This window comes from Klebsiella sp. 54, assembly GCF_018223875.1.
In the GTDB taxonomy this organism is placed as follows: Bacteria; Pseudomonadota; Gammaproteobacteria; order Enterobacterales; family Enterobacteriaceae; genus Klebsiella; species Klebsiella quasipneumoniae.
The window spans coordinates 28,390-50,120 of the sequence record NZ_JAGRRA010000010.1 but is presented as its reverse complement, the minus strand read 5'-3'; the positions used below and the strand labels follow the sequence as shown (position 1 = coordinate 50,120).

The 21,731-nt window shown below is 59.1% G+C and carries 19 protein-coding genes; 4 read left to right on the top strand and 15 right to left on the bottom strand.

The features are described 5' to 3' along the window. Positions 1-51 precede the first annotated feature (51 nt). The 5 genes from iscA to trmJ form a co-directional block, all read right to left on the bottom strand. On the bottom strand, positions 52-375 hold the full coding sequence (gene iscA / locus KHQ24_RS18775; RefSeq protein ID WP_002913979.1) for an iron-sulfur cluster assembly protein IscA: 324 nt from the start codon (positions 373-375) through the stop codon (positions 52-54). A gap of 17 nt (positions 376-392) precedes the next feature. Beyond that, positions 393-779 carry a Fe-S cluster assembly scaffold IscU gene (iscU, locus tag KHQ24_RS18770; protein WP_002913991.1) on the bottom strand — a complete coding sequence of 129 codons (387 nt, stop codon included), beginning with the start codon at positions 777-779 and terminating at the stop codon, positions 393-395. A gap of 26 nt (positions 780-805) precedes the next feature. Further along, positions 806-2,020 (bottom strand): cysteine desulfurase, encoded by a 1,215-nt coding sequence (gene iscS / locus KHQ24_RS18765; protein WP_017900428.1) that lies wholly within the window; start codon positions 2,018-2,020, stop codon positions 806-808. 178 nt (positions 2,021-2,198) lie between these two features. Beyond that, a complete protein-coding gene (gene iscR, locus KHQ24_RS18760; RefSeq protein WP_002913993.1) occupies positions 2,199-2,690 on the bottom strand; it encodes a Fe-S cluster assembly transcriptional regulator IscR in 492 nt (163 codons plus the stop codon). Positions 2,691-2,942: 252 nt separating this feature from the next. Further along, positions 2,943-3,677 carry a tRNA (cytosine(32)/uridine(32)-2'-O)-methyltransferase TrmJ gene (trmJ, locus tag KHQ24_RS18755; protein WP_017900427.1) on the bottom strand — a complete coding sequence of 245 codons (735 nt, stop codon included), beginning with the start codon at positions 3,675-3,677 and terminating at the stop codon, positions 2,943-2,945. Between the two features lie 120 nt (positions 3,678-3,797). On the opposite strand from trmJ, the gene suhB reads away from it, so the two are divergent. After that, the gene (suhB, locus tag KHQ24_RS18750; protein WP_002913995.1) at positions 3,798-4,601 is read left to right on the top strand and encodes an inositol-1-monophosphatase; all 804 of its coding nucleotides are present in this window, start codon (positions 3,798-3,800) and stop codon (positions 4,599-4,601) included. 46 nt (positions 4,602-4,647) lie between these two features. Here the strand turns inward: suhB and KHQ24_RS18745 are convergent, their stop codons facing one another. From KHQ24_RS18745 to KHQ24_RS18735, 3 genes are all read right to left on the bottom strand, one after another. After that, the gene (locus KHQ24_RS18745; protein WP_211777407.1) at positions 4,648-5,484 is read right to left on the bottom strand and encodes a hypothetical protein; all 837 of its coding nucleotides are present in this window, start codon (positions 5,482-5,484) and stop codon (positions 4,648-4,650) included. 99 nt (positions 5,485-5,583) lie between these two features. After that, positions 5,584-6,564 (bottom strand): nickel/cobalt transporter, encoded by a 981-nt coding sequence (locus tag KHQ24_RS18740; protein WP_130945593.1) that lies wholly within the window; start codon positions 6,562-6,564, stop codon positions 5,584-5,586. Continuing rightward, positions 6,555-7,193 (bottom strand): DUF1007 family protein, encoded by a 639-nt coding sequence (locus KHQ24_RS18735; RefSeq protein ID WP_087832031.1) that lies wholly within the window; start codon positions 7,191-7,193, stop codon positions 6,555-6,557. The genes KHQ24_RS18740 and KHQ24_RS18735 overlap by 10 nt, the downstream gene beginning before the upstream one ends. A 124-nt stretch (positions 7,194-7,317) precedes the next feature. Between KHQ24_RS18735 and csiE the strand changes: the two genes are divergently transcribed. Then, entirely contained in the window at positions 7,318-8,595 is a 1,278-nt protein-coding gene (gene csiE / locus KHQ24_RS18730; protein WP_017900424.1) for a stationary phase inducible protein CsiE, read from the top strand. Here the strand turns inward: csiE and KHQ24_RS18725 are convergent. Beyond that, positions 8,592-9,728, bottom strand: a complete 1,137-nt coding sequence (locus KHQ24_RS18725; protein ID WP_130945592.1) for a 3-phenylpropionate MFS transporter — start codon at positions 9,726-9,728, stop codon at positions 8,592-8,594. The two genes, csiE and KHQ24_RS18725, sit on opposite strands and share 4 nt — an antisense overlap. A gap of 300 nt (positions 9,729-10,028) precedes the next feature. On the opposite strand from KHQ24_RS18725, the gene KHQ24_RS18720 reads away from it, so the two are divergent. After that, positions 10,029-10,451, top strand: coding sequence for a DoxX family protein (locus KHQ24_RS18720; protein WP_048326434.1), 423 nt, complete (start codon positions 10,029-10,031; stop codon positions 10,449-10,451). Between the two features lie 55 nt (positions 10,452-10,506). Here KHQ24_RS18720 and glyA read toward each other — a convergent pair whose 3' ends face one another. Continuing rightward, complete coding sequence (glyA, locus tag KHQ24_RS18715) at positions 10,507-11,760, bottom strand: serine hydroxymethyltransferase (RefSeq protein WP_002914027.1); 1,254 nt, start codon at positions 11,758-11,760, stop codon at positions 10,507-10,509. A gap of 325 nt (positions 11,761-12,085) precedes the next feature. Here glyA and hmpA point away from each other — a divergent pair, with 325 nt between their 5' ends. Next, the gene (hmpA, locus tag KHQ24_RS18710; protein ID WP_211777406.1) at positions 12,086-13,276 is read left to right on the top strand and encodes an NO-inducible flavohemoprotein; all 1,191 of its coding nucleotides are present in this window, start codon (positions 12,086-12,088) and stop codon (positions 13,274-13,276) included. 74 nt (positions 13,277-13,350) lie between these two features. On the opposite strand, the gene glnB is transcribed toward hmpA, so the two are convergent. From glnB to purL, 5 genes are all read right to left on the bottom strand, one after another. Continuing rightward, positions 13,351-13,689: a nitrogen regulatory protein P-II gene (gene glnB / locus KHQ24_RS18705; RefSeq protein WP_002914032.1), complete on the bottom strand. Its 339-nt coding sequence runs from the start codon at positions 13,687-13,689 to the stop codon at positions 13,351-13,353. A 65-nt stretch (positions 13,690-13,754) separates the two neighbouring features. Continuing rightward, positions 13,755-15,092, bottom strand: coding sequence for a two-component system response regulator GlrR (gene glrR, locus KHQ24_RS18700; protein ID WP_004201849.1), 1,338 nt, complete (start codon positions 15,090-15,092; stop codon positions 13,755-13,757). Beyond that, positions 15,079-15,765 carry a two-component system QseEF-associated lipoprotein QseG gene (gene qseG / locus KHQ24_RS18695; protein ID WP_004201847.1) on the bottom strand — a complete coding sequence of 229 codons (687 nt, stop codon included), beginning with the start codon at positions 15,763-15,765 and terminating at the stop codon, positions 15,079-15,081. Before qseG ends, glrR begins: the two co-directional genes overlap by 14 nt. A 29-nt stretch (positions 15,766-15,794) precedes the next feature. Continuing rightward, positions 15,795-17,216, bottom strand: coding sequence for a sensor histidine kinase (locus tag KHQ24_RS18690; RefSeq protein ID WP_004201845.1), 1,422 nt, complete (start codon positions 17,214-17,216; stop codon positions 15,795-15,797). Between the two features lie 591 nt (positions 17,217-17,807). Next, positions 17,808-21,695, bottom strand: a complete 3,888-nt coding sequence (gene purL / locus KHQ24_RS18685; protein ID WP_211777405.1) for a phosphoribosylformylglycinamidine synthase — start codon at positions 21,693-21,695, stop codon at positions 17,808-17,810. Between the last annotated feature and the right edge of the window lie 36 nt (positions 21,696-21,731).

Genomic DNA, 21,731 nt, shown 5'->3' with positions numbered 1-21,731 from the left:
AAACGAAAACCCCACGCGCGGCGTGACCGCGGTGGGGTTGGGGTGTACCGATTATACGTTAAAGCTTTCGCCGCAGCCGCACTCATCTTTGACGTTCGGGTTGGTGAACTTAAACCCTTCGTTAAGGCCTTCTTTGACGAAGTCCAGCTGCGTGCCGTCGAGGAATTGCAGACTTTTGCCGTCGATCACGACCTTCACGCCTTTGTCTTCAAACACGGTGTCTTCAGCCGCCGGCTCGTCAACAAACTCCAGTACATAGGCCATACCTGAGCAGCCGGAGGTTCTCACGCCCAGGCGCAGGCCAAACCCTTTTCCGCGGTTTGCCAGGAAGGCATTGACTCGCGCTGCTGCACTGTCGCTAAGAGTAATCGACATAACAAAACCTCAACTAATTATTTTGCTTCACGTTTGCTTTTGTAATCCGCAATCGCGGCTTTAATCGCGTCTTCCGCCAGAATAGAGCAGTGAATTTTCACCGGCGGCAGTTCCAGTTCATCGGCGATATCGGTGTTCTTGATCGCCTGCGCTTCGTCCAGGGATTTACCCTTCACCCACTCGGTGACCAGGGAGCTGGAAGCGATAGCAGAACCACAGCCGTAGGTCTTGAAGCGCGCGTCTTCAATGATACCTTCATTGTTGACTTTAATCTGCAACTTCATCACGTCGCCGCAGGCCGGCGCGCCGACCATGCCGCTGCCGACGTTCTCGTCGCTGTTGTCAAAAGAGCCGACGTTGCGCGGGTTCTCGTAATGATCGATAACTTTTTCGCTGTATGCCATGATGAATTCTCCTTATTGGTGCCGAATTAGTGATGTGACCATTCAATACTGTTCAGATCCACGCCCTGTTTGAACATTTCCCACAGTGGAGAAAGCTCGCGCAGACGGCCAATGGATTTACGAATCAGGTTGATGGCGTAGTCAATCTCTTCTTCGGTAGTGAAACGACCTAAAGAGAAACGAATAGAACTGTGCGCCAGTTCATCAGTCATGCCTAACGCGCGCAGCACGTAGGATGGCTCAAGGCTCGCGGAAGTACAGGCTGAACCGGAGGAAACCGCCAGGTCTTTCAGCGCCATAATCAGCGACTCGCCTTCAACATAGTTGAAGCTGACGTTAAGAATGTTCGGCGCGCCCTGCTCAAGGTCGCCGTTGAGGTACACTTCTTCCATATCCTTCACGCCGTTCCACAGACGGTTGCGCAGCGTGCGCAGACGCGCCATCTCGCTTTCCATCTCTTCTTTGGCGATACGGTAAGCTTCACCCATGCCGACGATCTGGTGAACAGGCAGAGTACCGGAACGCATACCGCGCTCGTGGCCGCCGCCGTGGATTTGCGCTTCGATACGAATGCGCGGCTTACGACGCACGTACAGCGCGCCGATGCCTTTCGGACCGTAGATTTTGTGACCGGAGAAGGACATCAGGTCCACTTTCAGCTGGCTGAGATCGATAGGCAGCTTGCCCACGCTCTGGGTGGCGTCTACGTGGTAAATGATACCGCGGGCGCGACACATCTCGCCGATGGTAGCGATATCCTGCACCACGCCGATTTCGTTATTCACATGCATGATGGAAACCAGGATGGTGTCGTCACGCATCGCCGCTTCCAGCTCTTTCAGATCGATAATCCCGTTGCTCTGCGGCGCCAGGTAGGTCACTTCGAAGCCTTCGCGCTCCAGCTGACGGCAGGTATCCAGAACCGCTTTATGCTCGGTTTTGCTGGTGATGATGTGCTTGCCTTTTTTCTGATAAAAGTTGGCAGCACCCTTGATCGCCAGGTTGTCGGATTCAGTCGCACCAGAGGTAAAGACGATTTCGCGCGGGTCGGCACCGACCAGCTCGGCAATCTGATTGCGGGCGATATCAACCGCCTCTTCAGCCTGCCAGCCAAAACGGTGGGAACGAGAGGCCGGGTTACCAAAGGTCCCGTCCATGGTCAGGAACTGCATCATTTTCTCGGCAACACGCGGGTCCACCGGCGTGGTTGCGGAGTAATCGAGGTAAATCGGTAATTTCATTGCTCTTAAACTCCGTACATCACTCAATGCAAGGAATCAGGCAACCGGCTTGATGTACGACCGAGTACACGGAATGTCGGAGCATCCCGGCCTGATTCTGAAAGCTCTTTATAATCGTTGTCCCGCCGTTTCGCGCTGCCTCGCCCTGTCAGCCGCAGCCCGAAACGGGACGGGTCACTCAGGCGCGCAGTTTAACGTCGATCGCGTCCTGGGTGCGCGCATTGCGCTGGGTTTCGTGCTGATGCTGACGACCGGAAACATCGAGGATCTCCTGGTTATTCACCAGTTCTCCGAGGGTGATATTGTTCAGGAAGCCGGTCAGACGCTCGCTCAGATCGCGCCACAGCGCGTGAGTCAGGCATTTATCGCCGCCCTGACAGCCGCCCTTGCCCTGGCAACGGGTGGCATCAACGGATTCGTCCACGGCGCTGATGACTTCGCCGACGGCGATACTGCCGGCATCTTTACCTAACAGATAACCACCGCCTGGGCCACGAACGCTGGAAACCAGGCCATTTTTACGCAGGCGAGAGAACAGCTGTTCCAGATAGGAAAGCGAAATTCCCTGACGCTCTGAAATATCTGCCAACGGCACCGGGCCCGTTTCAGAGTTGAGCGCAACGTCAAGCATCGCGGTCACGGCATAACGCCCTTTAGATGTCAGTCTCATGTCTTACTTAACCTCAAACTCGCCCCTGGCCGGGCTTTTTATTAATATGGGTATTGCATAGCAGGGCCAAGTCTGACATTCCCGAGTAATTTGGTCAACTATTTACTTGACTGTTTTAGTCAGGTATTTGGCTTTCCGTGCCGTTATTAATTTCGAGCCGCTCCCGGGGTCGGCCAAAGGCCTCGCCCGGGCTACAACAGAGATGTAGATTCGTAGGCCGGATAAGCGAAGCGCCATCCGGCGTTAACGCTCTTACTTACCTTTATTCTGCTGCTCAATAGACGCCAGCATGCCGCGCAGGATGTTCAGCTCCTGGCTTTCCGGACGTGCGCGGGTGAACAGACGACGCAGCTTGTTCATCACCTGCCCCGGATGATTCGGGCGGATAAAGCCCGTCGCCAGCAGCGTCTGCTCAAGATGGTCGTAGAATCGCTCGAGATCGTCCACCAGCGGGTACGGCGCCTCTTCATGTTCAACCGCCGGCTGCGCTTGCTCCTGCGCCGCCAGCCAGGCCATCCGCACTTCATAGGCGATAACCTGCACCGCCATCGCCAGGTTCAGCGAGCTGTACTCCGGGTTGGCGGCGATGGCCACATGGTAGTGACACTTCTGCAGTTCATCGTTAGTCAGGCCAACGCGCTCGCGGCCAAACACCAGCGCCACCGGCGCATGCTGGCCTTCGGCGATGCTTTTCAGACCGCATTCGCGCGGGTCGAGCATCGGCCACGGCAGCGTGCGGGAGCGCGCGCTGGTGCCAACCACCAGGCTACAGCCCGCCAGCGCTTCATCAAGGGTATCGACGATCTGCGCGTTGCCAATGACGTCGCTGGCACCCGCGGCCAGCGCAATGGCCTGGGAATCAGGCTTCACCAGCGGATTGACCAGCCACAGGTTGGTTAAGCCCATGGTTTTCATCGCGCGGGCAACGGAGCCCATATTGCCGGTGTGGGAAGTTTCTACCAGTACGATTCGAATATTTTGCAGCATTATGGTTCTTCGGCTAAAGATTATTCGGGCATGCTACCATAAAACGGAGACATAAGCAGATTTCGCTGTTATTATATGCGCCGTTTTTTCCCGTTCTTTAACATCCAGTGAGAGAGACCGATGCATCCGATGCTGAACATCGCCGTGCGCGCCGCGCGCAAGGCGGGTAATTTAATTGCCAAACACTACGAAACGCCAGACACCGTAGAAACCAGCCAGAAAGGCAGCAATGATTTTGTGACCAACGTCGATAAAGCCGCCGAAGCGATTATTATCGAAACCATTCGCAAATCTTACCCGCAGCACACCATTATCACCGAAGAAAGCGGTGAACACGCTGGTGAAGAGCAGGATGTTCAATGGGTTATCGATCCACTGGATGGCACCACCAACTTCGTTAAACGTCTGCCGCACTTCTCTGTTTCCATCGCCGTACGCATCAAAGGCCGTACTGAAGTCGCGGTGGTTTACGATCCGATGCGTAACGAACTGTTCACCGCGACCCGCGGCCAGGGCGCGCAGCTGAACGGCTACCGTCTGCGCGGCAGCAACGCTCGCGACCTCGACGGCACCATCATCGCGACCGGCTTCCCGTTCAAGGCGAAGCAGCACGCCACCACTTACATGAATATTCTCGGCAACATGTTCACCGAATGCGCCGATTTCCGCCGTACCGGCTCCGCCGCACTGGATCTGGCCTACGTTGCCGCCGGCCGCGTTGACGGTTACTTTGAAATCGCCCTGAAACCATGGGATTTCGCCGCAGGCGAGCTGATCGCTCGTGAAGCAGGCGCTATCGTGTGCGACTTCACCGGCGGTCATAACTATATGCTGACGGGTAACATCGTTGCCGGTAACCCGCGCGTGGTAAAAGCGATGCTGGCGAACATGCGCGAGCAGCTGAGCGATGCGCTGAAGCGTTAATCTCTTACTGATGTCAAAAAGGAAGCCGCGGCTTCCTTTTTTTATGTCATGACAGCATCCTCAGGATCTGGCGAATCACCGCATTACCGCCAATACAGAGCACCGTCAGGCCGCTAAATAAAGCCAGCGGTCCGCGCCAGCGCAGGCAGCCCTGCGGCCCCAGCCAGCACCGGAAACACAGCGCTATTCCTACCGTCGCCAGGCGAGCGAGCAGCACGCCCACCATCGCCGGAACCAGCAGCAGCCATCCCCACAGCGGCAGCTCATACTGCTGCGCACTGAGTAAAATCCATACCAGCTGAAACGGCAGATAAAAACTCAGGGCAAAGATCAGCGGAATGCGAATATTGCCTGCCGGTGCGGCAACGCCTTTAACGCCGCGCCAGCCGTCGCGCAGCAGTATTGCTGCCAGCACCAGCGTGGCCAGATAGCAAACATCGTTACAGATGCCCGCAATCTGCATTAGCCTGTCGCTGCTTAGCTTACTCATAAACGCGAAACGCCAGAAAATGATCACCAGAAAACCGAACTGCAACACCCAGCTGCGCAGGATCCAGTCGACCATCTCCCGCGGCGAGGGCTGGTTATGTACAGCCCAGGCGACGACGGGCAGTTTACTGTGCCCGGGATGGCAAAAGGCCAGCACGAAGCCTGACAGCGTCAGGGTGGCGTAGGCCACCAGCGGGATATCCGCGACACTCGCCACCCCGAATCGCATAACATACGGCATGGCGTGGTAGACGCGCACCAGATCGGACGGCCACCAGCTGGCCAGGGCTGGAAACCAGAAGACGATCGCCAGGCCCGCCAGCAGCCCGGCGGCGCCGGCGCAGCCATAATAGAACCGCCCGTTCTGCGCGGGAGAAACGATATTTGCGGCCATAGCGACTCCTTGTCATCCGCCGAAAAGCGGAAAACTAGAGCATCGCCGCGTCAGCGGCAAGCGCCGGCGCCCACTTTCGGATTTGCGCCCGACGCCTGGCTAAAACGGACGGATCCCGCCGCCGGCCGGGACGGCGCTGAACCACATCACGCCTGCCGCCGCCAGCAAAATGACGCCGCCGGCCAGCGCCAGCGTCAGCCAGCCTACCTGGCGCCACAGCGGCGGCGCCTGATGCTGACCCAACTTCACCGCCAGCTGGCGAAAACTGTGCACCAGCACCGCCAGCGCCGTGATAGTCAATGAGGTCCCTGCCGCCATCGCCAGCGCCGCCGCCATCCCCCAGTTGAACACCCCGATCACTTTGCTGAACAGCAGGACCATGATCGCCCCCGAGCAGGGACGCATGCCCATCGACAGGACAATCACGGTACGGGCCCGCCAGTCATCGCCGGCCTGCAGCTGCTCCGGGGCCGGGAGATGCTGATGCCCGCAGCCGCAGTGTTCGTTATGAACATGATGCGGGGTGAACGCGGTAAACGTTGGCCGGCTCAGCAGCAGACGCAGCTTTTTCAGCGCCCGCCAGCAGAGCAGCAGACCTAACGCGCCCACCAGCAAATAGCTGCCCTTCTCCAGCCAGAAACTGCTGAGATGCAGCTGGCGCGCTGGCAGCTGCAGTAGCGCCAGCACCACCACCACCAGCGCGATAGCCACCAGCCCCTGCAACAAAGAGGCGGCCAGCGTCAGGTTAATACTCGATTTCAGCTTTGAGGGATGGGTGGCAAGCCAGGTCGTAATGACAATTTTGCCGTGGCCGGGCCCTAAGGCATGTAGCACCCCGTAACCGAAGCTGAATCCAAGCAGCGACAGCCCCGCCGCAGCCGGGTTCTCCGCCACAGCCTGCAGCAGGCGGCTGAGCTCCAGATTGAGCGCGCGCTGCCAGACCGCGCTCTGCATCAGCACCTGCGGCCAGGCCAGCCACAGCCAGATGCCGCCCGTTACGCTCACGGCCAGCAGCAGCGCCAGCGGCCACAGCGCTTTCCAGCGCGAAGTTCGCGCGCGGGGGGTAAAAATTACTGACATGTCAGCGTCACCTTCTGGGCAAAATAGCTGCCCAGCGCCATATCCTCAGGCGGCGCATCCGCTTTATCCAGCGACTGGGCGTATGAGAGCATTTTGTCATTCGGTTTTGGCGTCATCACCGTTGCCTTACAGACGGCCTGCAGCGCGGCGGGCAGGGTAAAATCGCTATCTTTGTCATAAAACATATCGACATAGTAGGTCGGATCGAAAGTGGAAAAGGTAAACGTCTGCCCGGCAACGGGTTGCGGCGTCGCCAGCGGCAGGGTAAAGGTCAGTACCGCCTGCAGGCCGTCGCGCTCAAGGCCGTAGCCGTCGGGGCGATTGTCAAATTTCACCCGCTGGCCGTTGTGCCACAGCTCGCTGAAATAGTGCTGGCCGAGCACGTTGGCCATCACCTCCGCCGCCAGCTTTTTCCACACTTCGCTGCCCGGTTTAGCGTTTCCGGCGTCGTAAAGCAGATCCGAGGAGGTTATTTCATCCATTGTCCAGCGCATTTTAAAGGCGCTCAGCAGGCCGTCTTTGACCACCGGCTCGCTCTGCAAACTGATGAAGCTATGCGGATGCGCAGCGGCTGTCCATGATAAAACCATGAAAAACGCCGCGCTGGTGCATTGTTTCACTCTGTTCATCTGTTCCTCACGTGAAAAATTCTGTGAACTTCGCCAGCAATCCTGAGCTAAAGCGGGCGCACTTCCCTGCCCCCGCCGCCGTCATTGTCTATCCTTAGCGGAAACCCTAACTGGAACTTACCAGATGATGACCGTCATTGAACCACCATCTGCGCTTTCCAGTCCACAGCGCCGTAGCCAGGTGCTCCTGATGTTTTATCTGCCCGGACAGTCGGTAACGACTGAACGGCTTGGCAGAATCAACCTCGTTGATGAGACCACGGCCCGGCAGGATATCGAGGAGACCGGACGCGAAATTCAGCGTTACCACCGCCTGACCCTTCGGTCACAGGTGGACGGCAGCTATCGGATTGAAGGCGCCGCGCTCGACCAACGTTTATGCCTGCTGCATGCGCTGCGGCGGGGCCTGCGCCTGTGCCCGCAGTTCGTTAACCATCATTTTACCCCGGCGCTGAAAACGCAGCTTAAACAGGAAGGCATCGCCCGTACCTTGTACGATGATACCAACCTGCAGGCGCTGGTGAACCGCTGCGCACGAGCGCTCAATCGCCAGTTCGACTGCCGGGACGTCCAGTTTCTGCGCCTGTACCTGCAGTACTGCCTGCTTGAGCATCACCGGGGCTATTCACCCGACTTCAATGATGAACAGCAACGCTGGGCGCAGACCGCCGCCGAGTTCACTCTGGCGCAGGAGATTGTCCGCCACTGGCAGCGCCGGGTCGGCGCTCCGCCGCATGTCGGAGAGCCTTTTTTCCTCTCGCTGCTGTTTATGATGCTCAAAACCCCCGATCCGCTTCGCGATGGTCACCCGCAGGATCGACGCCTGCGGCTGGCTATTTCCGGCCTGATCCACCGCTTCCAGATGCTCGCCGGCAGGTCGTTCAGTGACGAGCAGGGACTGAGCGACCAGCTTTATATTCACTTGTCGCAGGCATTGATCCGCAGCGTGTTTGCCATCGGCATCGACAGCACGCTCACGGAGGAAGTGAGCCGGCTCTATCCTCGTTTACTACGCACCACCCAGGCGGCATTGAGCGAATTCGAGGAGGCCTGGCACGTCCGTTTTAATGAGGAAGAGACCAGCTTAATCGCGGTGATCTTTGGCGCCTGGCTGATGCAGAAAAGCGACCTGCACGAGAAGCAGGTTCTGCTGCTGACCGATGATAATCCGGATATGGAAGCGGCCCTGGAGCAGCAGCTGCGCGAACTGACGCTGCTGCCGCTGAATATCAAATACCAGAGCGTAGAGCGCTTTCAGAAGGAAGGTGCGCCCAAAGGGGTGACGCTTATCGTCACCCCTTATGCGACGGCGCTACCGCTGTTTTCACCGCCGCTGATCCACGCGGAGAACTGCTTCACCGAACGCCAGCAGCAGCATATCTGCGCGATGCTCGAGGACTAGGCCGCCACCGCTTTTGGCCGAATAGCCATCGCCGGGATGGTCAGCAGCGCCATCACCCAGAATACGCCCTGGTGCAGGTGCTGATAGAGGAAGCCGGCGAAGACGGTCATAATGGCGATACTCCCGCCCATCGCCACCGCGGAGTAGACGGCCTGCAGACGGATCACTTCGCTACCCTGACGGGCGGCGATATAGCGCATCGCCGCCAGATGACACACCGTAAAGGTCCCGCAGTGAAGGATCTGCGCGAGGATAAGCCCCGGCAGCGCTGTGGTCCAGCCCATCAGCGTCCAGCGAACCAGCCCGCACAAGGCAGAGAGCAGCAGCAGATCCCGCGCGCTGAAGCGGCGGAACACCTTTTTACTCAGCGCGAAGATCACCACTTCCGCCACCACGCCTAACGACCACAGATAACCGACCGCCGAGGCCGAATAGCCGGCCTGCTGCCAGTAGATGGCGCTAAAGCCATAGTAGGCGGCGTGTGCCCCCTGCAGCAGACAAACGCAGGCGAGAAAGCGCCAGCTTTGGCGCACCAGCGTCAGCCAGGCCGCCATTCCGGCCCCCTGCTGCGGGCGCGACGCCCCCTGAGGCATCACCGACGGCTTAAGCAACATGCCGAGCAGCATCGAGGCGACGCCCAGGCTTAGCATCAGCAGGATCGCCCGGTAATCGAACAGGCTCACCAGCTTACCGGTCAGCGCCGAACCAATCACAAAGGCGATGGAGCCCCATAGCCGCACCCGGCCATAGTCCATGGTGATCTGCTTTTGCCAGGTATTGGCCAGAGCATCCGTCAGCGGCACCAGCGGTGAAAAGAACAGGTTGAAGCCGATGATAATCGCCAGCAGCCATGCCACGTGGCTGCCGGCCCAGAAGGCCAGCGCGAAGAGCAAGGTTAACAGCGCCAGCACGCGCAGCGCGGCGATCAGCCGGGAGGGGTCGCTCACCCGCGGGGCAATCAGCAGGCTGCCGAGAAAACGGGCCACCAGACCGGCGCCAAGCAAAATGCCGATGGTTTCCGGGGTCAGCCCGTTGCCGGCCAGCCAGACGCTCCAGAAGGGCAGAAAAATACCGTAGCTAAAAAAGTAAGTGAAATAACTGAGCGCCAGCCAGCGCGTGGAGTGCAAGACCATGATTTCCTCCCGAATGGTGGCGATAGTCTGGCGATAAACCCCATCGTGAGTAAACCTGTGTCTCACTCTCTATATGGAAGTTGAGTACATTTGTCTTTAAATCGTGACGCGCATCACGGAGCACTCCCCACTCCGTCACCGGTTGTATTAAATAAAATCCGATAACCGGGCATCAAAGTGCGACCAACGATACGGCGAAATCCTAATGAAACGAAGCGCGACATTATTATTTTCCTGCTATGGCGGCTGGCAACTTTGTGTATTACGTTTAAATCACACGTCTCTCATAACGAGCTGATTATGAACACACTCCGCTATTTTGATTTTGGCGCATCCCGCTCTCTGCTACTGCTCATCGCCCGCATCGCCGTGGTGGTTCTGTTTCTACTTTTTGGCTACCCCAAACTGCTGGGCTTTAGCGGTACGGTGCAATACATGGCCGCCTCCGGCGCGCCGATGCCGACCCTGGCGGCGATTATCGCCGTCATTATGGAAGTGCCTGCCGCGATTTTAATTGTGCTGGGCTTTTTCACCCGCCCGCTGGCGGTCATCTTTATCTTCTACACCCTCGGCACGGCGGTGATTGGCCATCACTACTGGGATATGACTGGCGATGCGGTATTGCCGAACATGATTAACTTCTGGAAAAACGTCAGCATCGCCGGCGCCTTCCTGCTGCTAGCGGTAACCGGCCCCGGGGCGATCTCCCTCGACCGCCGCTAATCTCCAGACGCAAAAAAGGCCGCATAAGCGGCCTTTTTGATGTCAACGCTAACGCTTACGCATATACCGGGAAGCGGGCGCAGATATCCAGCACTTTACCTTTCACGCGCTCAATGACCGCGTCGTCATTGATATTGTCCAGCACGTCACACATCCAGCCAGCCAGCTCTTTGACTTCCGCTTCTTTAAAGCCGCGACGAGTCACAGCCGGAGAACCGATGCGGATACCGGAGGTCACGAACGGGCTCTTCGGATCGTTCGGCACGCTGTTTTTGTTGACGGTGATGTTGGCGCGGCCCAGGGCAGCGTCAGCTTCTTTACCGGTCAGGTTTTTATCCACCAGGTCCAGCAGGAACAGATGGTTCTCAGTACCGCCAGACACCACTTTGTAGCCGCGGTTCAGGAACACTTCCACCATTGCTTTGGCGTTTTTCGCAACCTGCTGCTGGTAAACTTTAAACTCTGGCTCCATCGCTTCTTTCAGCGCCACCGCTTTCGCCGCGATAACGTGCATCAGCGGGCCGCCCTGCGCGCTTGGGAATACCGCAGAGTTCAGCTTCTTATACAGCTCTTCGCTACCGCCTTTCGCCAGGATCAGGCCGCCGCGCGGACCCGCCAGGGTTTTGTGGGTGGTGGTGGTCACGACGTGAGCATGCGGAACCGGGTTCGGGTATACGCCAGCGGCAATCAGGCCTGCCACGTGCGCCATATCGACGAACAGGTAAGCGCCGATGCTGTCAGCGATTTCACGCATTTTTGCCCAGTCAACGATACCGGAGTAAGCGGAGAAACCACCGATGATCATCTTCGGTTTGTGTTCCTGAGCCTGCTTCGCCATGTCGTCGTAGTCAATTTTGCCGGACTCATCAATACCGTAAGGGATGATGTTGTACAGTTTGCCGGAGAAGTTAACCGGGGAGCCGTGAGTCAGGTGGCCGCCCTGCGCCAGGTTCATACCGAGCACGGTGTCGCCCGGCTGCAGCAGCGCGGTGTAGACGGCAAAGTTAGCCTGGGAGCCGGAGTGCGGCTGGACGTTAGCATAGTCAGCGCCGAACAGCTCTTTCGCGCGGTCGATAGCCAGTTGCTCAACCACGTCGACGTATTCGCAGCCGCCGTAGTAACGCTTTCCCGGATATCCTTCAGCGTATTTGTTGGTCAGCTGAGAGCCCTGCGCCTGCATTACGCGCGGGCTGGTGTAGTTTTCGGAGGCGATCAGTTCGATGTGCTCTTCCTGACGTACTTTTTCCTGCTCCATAGCCTGCCACAGTTCGGCATCATAATCGGCAATGTTCATTTCACGCTTTAACATCCGCATCTCCTGACTCAGCTAACAATAAAATTTCGGCCTAAAAAGGCGGTCCGATTGGACAACGGCCCACAGTATAACCGAATCATTCTGTGATAACAGGTCTTGACAAAGGATTTTACGCAAACGTTTGGCTCCGCATGACACAAGGCTTTGAGCAATAACGCCTCTCTCAGTATCAACGGATTTCTTTTCAGGATTGTGATGCAAATTCTTCATGTTGTAACTGCAACGGCGGAAAGTGTTAAAGAACCATTTACAACGCAGGGTTATTTCCTTAAGATGCATTTAAAATACATCATTAAGATAACCCCCAAGGAAGCACACTATGCTCGACGCTCAAACCATCGCTACGGTCAAAGCCACCATCCCTCTGCTGGTAGAGACTGGACCAAAGTTAACCGCCCATTTCTACGATCGGATGTTCGCGCATAACCCGGAGCTCAAAGAGATCTTCAATATGAGCAACCAGCGCAACGGCGACCAGCGTGAAGCGCTGTTCAACGCCATTGCCGCCTACGCCAGCAATATCGATAACCTGCCTGCCCTGCTGCCGGCGGTGGAAAAGATCGCCCAGAAACACACCAGCTTCCAGATCAAACCGGAGCAGTACAATATTGTTGGCAGTCATCTGCTGGCGACCCTCGATGAAATGTTCAGTCCGGGCCAGGAAGTGCTCGATGCCTGGGGTAAAGCCTACGGGGTGCTGGCGAACGTCTTTATCGGCCGCGAAGCCGAGATCTATCAGCAAAACGCCAGTAAAACCGGCGGCTGGGAAGGGACCCGCGCGTTCCGCATCGTCAGGAAAACTCCGCGCAGCCAGCTTATCACCAGCTTTGAGCTCGAGCCGGTCGACGGCCAGCCGGTCGCCGATTACCAGCCTGGCCAGTATCTGGCCATCTGGCTGAAGCCGGAAGGCTTCGAATATCAGGAAATTCGCCAGTACTCCCTGACCCGCAAAGCGGACGGCAAGGGCTACCGCATCGCGGTTAAACGCGAGGAAGGCGGCCAGGTTTCCAGCTGGCTGCATAACCATGCCAGCGAAGGCGATGTGGTCTATCTGGCCGCCCCGGCGGGAGATTTCTTCCTTAATGTTGAGCCGCAGACGCCGGTCACCCTGATCTCAGGCGGCGTCGGGCAAACGCCGATGCTGGCGATGCTGGATGCGCTGGCGAAGAGCCATCATCAGGGTCAGGTGAACTGGTTCCATGCGGCGGAAAATGGCGAGGTCCACGCCTTTGCCGATGAAGTGCAGGCGCTCGGCGCGGCGCTGCCGGCGTTTACCGCTCACGTCTGGTATCGCAACCCGAGCGAGGCTGACCGTCAGGCAGGACGTTTTGATAGCGAAGGTTTGATGGATTTAGCGGCGGTGGCGGAAACTATTCGCGAACCGCAGATGCAGTATTATCTCTGCGGCCCGGTAGCGTTTATGCAGTTTGCAGCGAAGCAGCTGGTAGAATTAGGGGTCAATAAAGACCACATTCATTACGAATGCTTCGGCCCGCATAAGGTGCTGTAAGCCCCGACGCCGCGGGGATTTGTAGGCCGGGTAAGCGCAGCGCCACCCGGCAATACTGCAACGAGCGGCGAGCGTTAAATCGCCGCGTCGTCTTCTTCGCCGGTACGGATACGAATGACCCGCGCCACGTCGAAGACAAAGATCTTGCCGTCACCGATTTTACCGGTCTGCGCGGTACGGATGATGGTATCCACACAGGTATCGACGATATCGTCGGTCACCACGATTTCAATTTTCACTTTCGGCAGAAAATCCACCATATATTCCGCGCCGCGGTAGAGTTCGGTGTGCCCTTTCTGGCGGCCAAAGCCTTTCACTTCCGTTACCGTCATCCCAGTGATGCCGACTTCGGCCAGCGCTTCACGCACGTCATCCAGTTTGAAAGGTTTAATAATCGCATCAATCTTTTTCATGGTGTTCCTGTCTTAGTCGCGTAACCGGTTGCTTACCGTATCATATCTTGCGCTTTGTTGCGGAGCTACTCTTTAAAGTCATTGGCGTCGAGCTCATGGCGCGACAGCAGCTTATAGAATTCGGTGCGGTTGCGTCCAGCCATCCGCGCGGCGTGGGTGACGTTGCCCCTGGTAATCTGCAGCAGCTTGCGCAGGTAGTTCAGCTCAAACTGATTGCGCGCTTCCACGAAGGTCGGCAGCGCCGTGTTCTCGCCTTCCAGCGCCTGTTCCACCAGAGCATCGCCGATCACCGGCGACGAGGTCAGGGCCACGCACTGCTCAATCACGTTCACCAGCTGGCGCACATTGCCCGGCCATTTGGCGGCCATCAGCCGCTTCATTGCATCGCTGGAAAATGCCCGCACGAACGGCTTATGGCGATCGGCGGACTGACGCAGCAGATGGTTGGCCAACAGCGGAATATCTTCCGTGCGTTCGGAGAGCGGCGGGATCTTCAGGTTAACCACATTGAGGCGATAAAACAGATCTTCGCGAAACTCGCCGCGGGCCATCGCCTTCGGCAGGTCGCGGTGGGTGGCGGAGATGATCCGCACGTTGATCTCGATATCGCGGTTGCTGCCGAGCGGGCGAACCTTACGCTCCTGCAGGACGCGGAGCAGCTTCACCTGCAGGGCGACAGGCATATCGCCGATCTCGTCGAGAAACAGCGTGCCGCCTTCGGCGGCCTGGAATAACCCTTCGCGGTTGCTGACCGCGCCGGTAAAGGCGCCCCGCGCATGGCCGAACAGTTCGGACTCGAGCAGCTGTTCCGGCAGCGCGCCGCAGTTAATCGCCACGAAAGGCTTGTCATGACGCGGGCTGGCGTTGTGGATCGCCTGGGCGACTATCTCCTTCCCGGTCCCGCTCTGGCCGTTAATCAGCACGCTGACGTCGGACTGCGCCACCATCCCGGCCTGCTCGAGCAGGCGCAGCATCAGCGGGCTGCGGGTGACAATCGCCTGGCGCCACGCTTCGTCGGTGGCTGGCGATCGCTGCTCCAGCGCCTCATCAATGGCTTTATACAAGGCGTCTTTATCAACTGGCTTGGTCAGGAAGCTGAAGACGCCCTGCTGGGTGGCCGCCACCGCGTCGGGGATCGAGCCATGGGCGGTGAGAATGATCACCGGCATGCCGGGCTGCCCCTTCTGGATCTCACTGAACAGCTGCAGGCCGTCCATTTCATCCATCCGCAGATCGCTAATCACCAGATCCACTTTCTCACGTCCCAGCACGCGCAGCGCTTCCGGTCCGCTCTCGGCGGTGACCACGCTATAGCCTTCGCTGACCAGACGCATGCCGAGCAGCTTCAGCAGCCCCGGATCGTCATCCACCAGCAGCAAACGCGCCGGTTTACGGATCGTCATGGATCACCTCCGGTACTTTTTCGCTGCCGAAATTGCCGCCCGGCTTGCGGCTGGAGAGCTGGCGTTCAATATCCGTCAGATTCTCCAGCTTACGGGTGGTCAGCTCCAGCTGCTGGCGCAGCGACTGCTCCTGCTGGCGCAACGTCTCCAGCTCGCTATCGCTGGACTGCTGAAGCTTCGCGTAGCGGGCTCGCTCCTCCACCAGCTGCAGCTGACGGGTCTGCCCGTCGCGCCAGAGCTGATATAGCGGGCGGACCTGAACGGCGATTTGCGGGCTGAAGGTGTCGAGACGCGCCACCAGCTCGCGGCGCTCGTCAGGGGTAATTTTGGCATCGGCAAGCAGAATGCCGCGGCGGAATGCGTCCTGCCAGCTGTCGTCGGTATGGCGTTTCGCCTCCGCTCGCGCCTGCACCGGCGCGAGACGATCGGCGCAGTCAATGCCCCGCAGCCAGTAGAGGGGGTTTTTGTCGCTGGCATCGCTGCTGTGCGCCCAGATATCAGCGCAGTCCACGGCGACAAAATCGGCCACCTGGTGCTGCGCCTGCCCGGGGGCAGCGGCACCTTCCGCACTATGCGGCGAGAAGCCGGCGGAACACCCCGCCAGCGTCAGACAAGCAATGCCTGAGAGCAGCCATCCGCTAAGGGAACGGCGCCAGGCCAGGAATTGGGACATAGTTCCCCGATATCGATTCATTAGTTGGATTATTCCGGAGCTGAGGGAAGCGTAATGCGAAAACAGACCTGCCCGGCGGGGGCGTCAACCAGACTGAGTTCCCCTTGCATCTGACGGACACAGTCGCGGGCGATGCTTAACCCCAGCCCACTGCCTTTAACGGCCCCCTTACGCTGGTGACTTCCCTGGTAAAAAGGCTCAAAAATCATATTCTTTTCCGCGGCCGGGATCGGTTCGCCGCTGTTGGCGACATCAATACGCACCTGCTCTCCGTGCCGGTAGCTATGGATACGAATGTTACCGGATTCAGCGCCATAGTGCACCGCATTGGAGTAGAGATTATCCATTACGCTTATCAATAACGCAGGCTCCGCCAGACAATGCCGCGCCCGCAGCGCCAGCTCGGTATGCATCAGTTTAGCCCGCGCAGGCAAACTGTGCGCCGCCACGACGTTTTCCACCAGCTCCACCAGGTCCACTGCTTCCCGGGCTACCGGGCCGTCGGCCTGTTTGCGGTTGTAGTCCAGCAGCTGTTCAATCAGCTTTTGCAGGTTGCGGCTGCTGCTGTCGAGGATCTCGACGATCTCCTGCTGCTCCGGCGTCAGCGGTCCGGCGACCCGGTCGGCCAACAGCTCGGTGCCTTCACGCATACTGGCCAGCGGGGTTTTAAGCTCATGCGACAGATGGCGAAGAAACTGATGCCGCTGCGACTCCAGCCATGCCAGGCGCTCGCTGAGCCAGATGATGCGCTTGCCCACCGAGCGCAGCTCGCGCGGGCCAGTAAACAATGCCGCGTCGTCCAGCGACTTCCCTGCGCCCAGCTGATTGATCATTCTTTCGATACCTTTCACCGGGCCGATGATCATGCGGGTGAAAAGCAGCACCAGCGCCAGGCTCAGCAGAAACAGCACCAGCGCCTGCCAGCCGAAAAACTGGCCGCGCTCGGCAATCTCCTGCTGCAGCTGCTGGCCGCGGGAATAGACCACCGCCCGGGTCGCCTGGACCATGTCGCTGTTATTACTGGCGAAAACTTCCAGTCTGGCGGCTGCCTCGGCGTCAGGGCCGCTGTTGTTACACTGCAGCTGCGCCAGATCGCTGACATCCTGGCGCAGCGCCTGCCAGAGCTTTTCGTCCGGCAACACGCCGGCGTGCGCGTCCAGCATCTGGCTGTAGCGCTGCCGCTGGTTTTGATAGACGCGCGCCAGCGTCGGATCGTCCAGCACGCAGTACTGGCGATAGCTGCGTTCCATCTCCAGCGCGGCATTGATCATCGCCTCACTGCGGCGGGCATCGACCAGCGTCGTACGGTTGATATGCGCCGCCTGGGCGCTGAGGGCATTGAGGCTCTGCCAGGCCTGCCAGGCCAGCACCAGCAACGGCAGCAGGATCAGCACAAAGGAGAGCGTCACCAGCTGACGCAGCGAACGGGGAAAAAGAGAGAGTCGCTTCAAAGGTGTGGTCTCAATCATTAGCTCTGGTCGATGCTAACTGAGGAGCGCGGCGGAGAAAAGCGATACCCGTCGCCACGGCGCCCCAGAAACAACAAAGCCAGGCGCAAGGCCTGGCTTTGTTCAGGAATGAGGCGGTGCCTTACTCGACGTTTCGCCCGATGTCTGATAAAGCCAGGCTATTATCAGGAGTTGGACGGCAGGCACCTGTTTGTGCGTCATTCGAAGTTTATGTAGCGCGTCCCGAAGGGGCTGACATAAGAAGGTGAATGAGCCACTGGTTATTATTATGCATGAACTATGCCACCTTTCCAAACATTTTATTAACATATTGATATATATGGCTTTAAGCATAAAAGCCAGCCACCCCAGCGCAGTACACTTTTTATCCATAGCGTCGCCGATTAGCGACACCAAATGTATCCCCGGTTACTCATCATTTAAATCAATAACTTAAGTGTCGCCTTTTGGCGACACTGCAATATGCCGGTTGTCGGTGATTCCCGACACCCTGGCGTGCCGGCCGTCACAGATAAAAAAAGCCCCCTGCCTGAGCAGGGGGCCGATACGTTCGCGTGACACGCTGCGGGAAAATTAACCCAGCTGTTTACGCGCATTGCGGAAGATACGCATCCACGGGCTGTCTTCGCCCCAGTTTTCCGGGTGCCAGGAGTTGCTTACGGTGCGGAAGACGCGTTCCGGGTGCGGCATCATGATGGTCGCGCGCCCGCTTTCGCTGGTCACGGCGGTGATACCGTTCGGGGAACCGTTCGGGTTCGCCGGATAGGTTTCGGTCACTTTGCCGAAGTTATCCACGAAGCGCAGCGCCACCAGGCCTTTGCTCTCCAGCTGGGCCAGATGCGCGCTGTCGCGCACTTCCACCTGACCTTCGCCGTGGGAGACCGCAATCGGCATCTGTGAGCCAACCATGCCTTGCAGCAGCAGAGACGGGCTTTGCGTCACTTCCACCAGGCTGAAGCGCGCTTCAAAACGGTCTGAATGGTTGCGCACAAAGCGCGGCCACAGGTCGCTGCCCGGGATCAGCTCGCGCAGATTGGACATCATCTGACAGCCGTTGCACACGCCGAGCGCCAGGGTCTGCGGACGATGGAAGAAGGTCGCGAACTCATCGCGCACGCGCTCGTTGAACAGAATCGACTTCGCCCAGCCTTCACCTGCCCCCAGCACGTCGCCGTAGGAGAAGCCGCCGCAGGCCACCAGGGCATGGAAATCGCCGAGACCGGTGCGGCCCGCCAGCAGGTCGCTCATATGCACGTCAATGGCGTCAAAGCCGGCGCGATGGAAGGCCGCCGCCATTTCAACGTGAGAGTTGACCCCCTGCTCGCGCAGGACGGCCACTTTCGGACGCGCGCCGGTGGCAATGTACGGTGCGGCGACATCGTCATTAATATCAAACGAGAGCTTCACATTGAGGCCCGGATCAGCGTCGTTGGCTTTCGCCTCGTGCTCCTGATCGGCGCAGGCCGGGTTGTCGCGCAGACGCTGCATCTGCCAGGTGGTTTCCGCCCACCACATGCGCAGCGTGGTGCGGCTTTCGCTAAACACCGTCTGACCGCCGGCGGTCAGCACGAAGCGATCGCCCTCGACCGCTTTACCGAGGTAATGCACACAGTCCGCCAGGCCGTTAACCGCCAGAATGGCTTCCACCGCCTCACGGTCTGCGGCGCGGACCTGGATCACCGCCCCCAGCTCTTCGTTGAACAGCGCCGCCAGACGGTCGTCGCCCAGCGCGGCGATATCCGCCTCCACACCGCAGTGGCCGGTAAAGGCCATTTCCGCCAGGGTGACCAGCAGGCCGCCGTCGGAGCGGTCGTGGTAGGCCAGCAGTTTACGCTGCGCCACCAGGGCCTGCATCGCATCCCAGAAGCCTTTCAGCTGCGCGACATCGCGCACGTCAGCCGGCTTGTCGCCGAGCTGGCGATAGACCTGCGCCAGCGCCGTCGCGCCCAGCGCGTTGTGCCCTTTACCGAGGTCGATCAACAGCAGGGCGTTATCTTCCGTCGAGAGCTGCGGCGTGACGGTATGACGAACATCTTCGACACGGGCGAAGGCGGAGATCACCAGCGACAGCGGAGAGGTCATCTCACGCTGCTCGCTGCCTTCCTGCCAGCGGGTTTTCATCGACATTGAGTCTTTGCCGACCGGAATGGTCAGGCCCAGCGCCGGGCACAGCTCTTCGCCCACCGCTTTCACCGCCTCATACAGGCCAGCGTCTTCGCCCGGGTGGCCGGCAGCGGCCATCCAGTTAGCCGACAGCTTCACGCGGTTCAGCTCGCCAATCTGCGTGGCGGCGATGTTGGTCAGCGCTTCGCCAACCGCCAGACGGCCGGAGGCGGCGAAGTCCAGCAGAGCAACCGGGGCGCGCTCGCCCATCGCCATCGCTTCGCCGTAGTAGCTGTCGAGGCTGGCGGTGGTTACCGCGCAGTTGGCCACCGGGATCTGCCACGGGCCGACCATCTGGTCGCGAGCGACCATGCCGGTCACGGTGCGATCGCCGATGGTCACGAGGAAGGTTTTCTCGGCCACCGTCGGCAGGTGCAGTACGCGGTTAACCGCGTCGGCGATGGTGATCGGTTGGCGATCCAGCGCGCTGCCCTGGGCTTTCAGAGTCTGCACGTCGCGGGTCATTTTCGGCGTTTTACCAAGCAGGACGTCCAGCGGCAGATCGATCGGCTGATCGTTAAAGTGGCTGTCGCTCAGGCTCAGGTGCTGCTCGGCGGTGGCTTCGCCGATAACCGCATAAGGCGCGCGCTCGCGGCGGCACAGCTCGTCGAACAGCGGCAGTTGCTCCGGGGCGACCGCCAGGACATAACGTTCCTGCGATTCGTTACACCAGATCTCCAGCGGGCTCATGCCTGGCTCATCGCTCAGGATATCGCGCAGCTGGAATTTACCGCCGCGGCCGCCGTCGCTGACCAGCTCCGGCATGGCGTTGGAGAGACCGCCGGCGCCGACGTCGTGGATAAACAGGATCGGGTTGGCGTCGCCCAGCTGCCAGCAGCGGTCGATCACCTCCTGACAGCGACGCTCCATTTCCGGGTTGTCACGCTGGACGGAGGCGAAATCGAGGTCGGCATCGGACTGACCGGAGGCCATGGAAGACGCCGCGCCGCCGCCGAGGCCGATGTTCATCGCCGGGCCGCCCAGCACGATCAGCTTCGCGCCGACGGTAATCTCGCCCTTCTGCACGTGCTCGCCGCGGATGTTGCCGATACCGCCGGCCAGCATGATCGGTTTGTGGTAGCCGCGCAGCTCTTCGCCGTTATGGCTGGTGACTTTCTCTTCATAGGTGCGGAAGTAGCCGTTCAGCGCCGGACGACCAAATTCGTTGTTAAACGCCGCGCCGCCCAGCGGGCCTTCGGTCATGATGTCCAGGGCGGTGACGATGCGATCCGGTTTCCCGAAATCTTCTTCCCACGGCTGTTCGAAGCCCGGGATGCGCAGGTTGGAAACCGAGAAGCCCACCAGACCCGCTTTCGGCTTCGCGCCGCGGCCGGTGGCGCCTTCATCGCGGATCTCGCCGCCGGAGCCGGTTGCCGCGCCCGGCCATGGGGAGATGGCCGTCGGGTGGTTATGGGTTTCCACCTTCATCAGAATGTGCGCCGGCTCCTGATGGAAGTCGTAGCGCCCGGTCTGGTGGTCGGCAAAATAGCGCCCCACTTCAGACCCTTCCATCACCGCGGCGTTGTCTTTATAGGCCGACAGGACGTAGTCCGGCGTTTTTTCGAAGGTGTTTTTGATCATTTTGAACAGCGACTTCGGCTGCTGTTCGCCGTCGATGATCCAGTCGGCGTTGAAAATCTTGTGGCGACAGTGCTCTGAGTTCGCCTGGGCGAACATGTACAGCTCGATGTCGTTCGGATTGCGTCCCAGACGGGTAAACGCGTCCTGCAGGTAGTCAATTTCGTCATCTGCCAGCGCCAGACCCAAACGGAGGTTGGCGTCAATCAGCGCCTGACGCCCTTCGCCCAGCAGGTCAACGCTGGTCACCGGCGTCGGCTGATGGTGAGCGAACAGCTTTTCGCCCGCTTCCAGCGCGTCGAAGACGCTCTCCATCATGCGGTCGTGCAGTTCCGCCGCCACCGCGGTCCACTGCGCTTCGCTCAGGGTCGAGGCTTCAACATAATACGCCACGCCGCGCTCCAGACGCACAACCTGAGCCAGGCCGCAGTTATGGGCGATATCGGTAGCTTTAGAAGACCAGGGAGAGATGGTGCCAGGGCGAGGGGTCACGAGCAGTAATTTACCGGTCGGGGTATGGCTGTTTAAGCTCGGGCCATATTTAAGCAGTCGCGCCAGGCGCTCGCGATCGTCAGCGCTCAGCGGGGCGTTCAGATCGGCAAAATGAATATACTCGGCGTATATGGCGCGTACCGGAAGGTTGGCCGCCTGAAATCGTGCCAGCAGTTTATTAATACGGAATGCCGACAGTGCAGGTGAACCACGCAAAATTTCCATCATAAGTCTCTCGTCTTCGAAGCTTTCAGGGTGAGCCAG